This is a genomic window from Buttiauxella sp. S19-1 (genome assembly GCF_022134725.1).
GTDB classification, from domain to species: domain Bacteria; phylum Pseudomonadota; class Gammaproteobacteria; order Enterobacterales; family Enterobacteriaceae; genus Buttiauxella; species Buttiauxella ferragutiae.
Genome location: NZ_JAHWLU010000231.1, coordinates 1 through 2114, shown reverse-complemented (window position 1 = coordinate 2114; position 2114 = coordinate 1). Strand labels below are relative to the sequence as shown.

General features: G+C 43.1%; 2 protein-coding genes and 1 pseudogene. 2 read left to right on the top strand and 1 reads right to left on the bottom strand.

What is annotated here, in order from left to right:
- Nucleotides 1-104: pseudogene (locus MES37_RS24185) on the bottom strand (hypothetical protein); the annotation flags it as partial.
- Between the two features lie 304 nt (nt 105-408).
- Between MES37_RS24185 and MES37_RS24180 the strand changes: the two are divergent.
- Nucleotides 409-1083, top strand: coding sequence for an SOS response-associated peptidase family protein (locus tag MES37_RS24180; RefSeq protein ID WP_133522618.1), 675 nt, complete (start codon nt 409-411; stop codon nt 1081-1083).
- A gap of 44 nt (nt 1084-1127) precedes the next feature.
- Nucleotides 1128-1475, top strand: coding sequence for a DUF7716 domain-containing protein (locus tag MES37_RS24175; RefSeq protein ID WP_133522619.1), 348 nt, complete (start codon nt 1128-1130; stop codon nt 1473-1475).
- The last annotated feature ends 639 nt before the right edge of the window (nt 1476-2114 follow it).

The following is a 2114-nucleotide window of genomic DNA, read 5'->3' as shown; positions in this document are numbered from 1 at the left end:
AGACGTTCGAAATCGTAAGTTACGGTTTTAGCGTTAATCGCGCCTTCCATACCTTTAACAATTAAGTCAGCCGCTTCGAACCATTCCATATGACGGAGCAGCAGAGAAAAAAATTAACCATATTTGATTGAATTAACTAATAAATATCATCACTACTACGAGTATTTTACTATCAAATATCAGCTTTTTAACTAACTGAATTTATTGAAAAATAAATGAGTTTTGCAGAAGCGTTTTCAGTCACATTTTTAGTTTGCTACCAATCATGGGGTGTCAGGTGCGGAAGTTCATATCCTGTCATGGCTGTTCTTTATGTCTGCAAATTGAACAAGTAAACGATGGGAATTACGAGGAGAAAACGTTGTCATTCTGTCGTCATCTATACTTTCAGTTTTACTGGAGGTGACCATGTGTGGACGCTTCACCCAGATCAAATCTCGTGACGACTATTTGGCGTTTCTGGTCGAAGAGGCCGAAAACGACATCCCGTACGACCCTGAGCCCATTAGCCGCTACAACGTTGCGCCTGGCACCAAAGTTCTTCTGCTAAATAACCGCGATAATTCATTACACCTCGACCCGGTGCTCTGGTCATATTCACCAGGATGGTGGGACAAACCACCATTGATAAACGCCAGGGTAGAAACTGCGGCCACCAGCCGAATGTTTCAGTCACTATGGAATCATGGCCGGGCGATTGTGTTCGCAGATGGATGGTTTGAGTGGAAGAAGGAAGGAGATATAAAACAGCCGTACTACATCTACCTGAAGAACAGGAAGCCACTGTTCTTTGCAACTGTTGGCAAACAGCCGTTTGATATGGGAGATGAAGCTGAGGGATTTTTGATTGTGACGGCGGCGGCTGACTCTGGCCTGGCCGATATTCACGACCGTAGACCTCTAGTTTTTACGCCCGAAGCAGCCATGGAATGGATGAATCCAGAAACCACCGGTGCTCAGGCCAGCGAGCTGGCCCGTGATATAGTATTTCCAGCAGACGACTTTACCTGGCACCCAGTTGGCCAGGAGGTTGGTAATGTGAACAACCAAAGCCCTGAGCTGATAAGAAATATCGATATTTAAATATGCACTTCAGCTTAGAGCTCAACCGAGAGATGAGAGAATAAATGCAAGTTATAATGAAGTCTTATGTCAAATTATCTGATTTGATTATTGCCATAAAAAACACTAATTTTAACCAAGGCTCCTATTTTTGCTTATACTCTAAGGACTCTATGGAGCCACTTGCTTCCAGTTCAGTTTGTTTTGTTGATGAGTATCCAAAAGAGAGGGGGGGAGAGGATGTTTTTCCAGAGGACGTTGTCAATAATGATCTGGAGTTATGTTATTATGGCGAACAGTTCGTTGATGTCATAAATAATGTGGTTTCACAAGTCAATGACCCTCCAATATCTGTTTTCATAGATGCCCTTAATTATTACATGGACAATGATGATTTCCTAGATACCAAATAATAAAGGCAATGTGTACATGTCTAGTTTGTACAGATCTAGTTATCACCTTACACCGGCATACAGTCGGTGTTTTTTTGTTCAGTTGAAATTTCACGATTCTGGCAAGTTAAAGAGGATGGTAGTAACTCAAGGCAATCATCGCGCCGATGCGGTGCCACAACTGCTCATACGCTTCCTAGGGGATGCTCCAACGAAGAGACCGACTGCGAGCTGCGCTATCCCTACAACCGGCACCGTTACTTTAACCCTGCGTTGGGGCTAAGTCAGAAACGAAGATCAATTCAGGTAAAGATGCGCCTTCTGATAGTGGTATATATAGGTTTACTGATACAAACGGTAATGTATACACTGGATCGATAAATGACTACAGTACACGTATGAATCTACATAGCGCGGATGGTAGTTGGCTCCTGGATCCAAAGTAGAATTTACCCCGATTGATGCGCCAGGAAGAAGCTAAAACAGTGCTAGACGCGTAAGACGCTTTTAGGGCATCGGCTTCGATAGTAATCGTATACCGCTACCGAATAAGTCATCAGGGGTTAGAGCTGTTTCTCTGGAAAAATGGAAAAATATACCGGAAGTGATGGACCTCCTGGCTTCAATAACCCATATTTTAAGTAAGTGATAGCATGGATA

What these genes read in the sequence shown, in the direction of transcription:
- MES37_RS24175 (WP_133522619.1), top strand. Translation starts at nt 1,128, where the DNA reads ATGCAAGTTATAATGAAGTCTTATGTCAAATTATCTGATTTGATTATT.
- MES37_RS24180 (WP_133522618.1), top strand. Translation starts at nt 409, where the DNA reads ATGTGTGGACGCTTCACCCAGATCAAATCTCGTGACGACTATTTGGCG.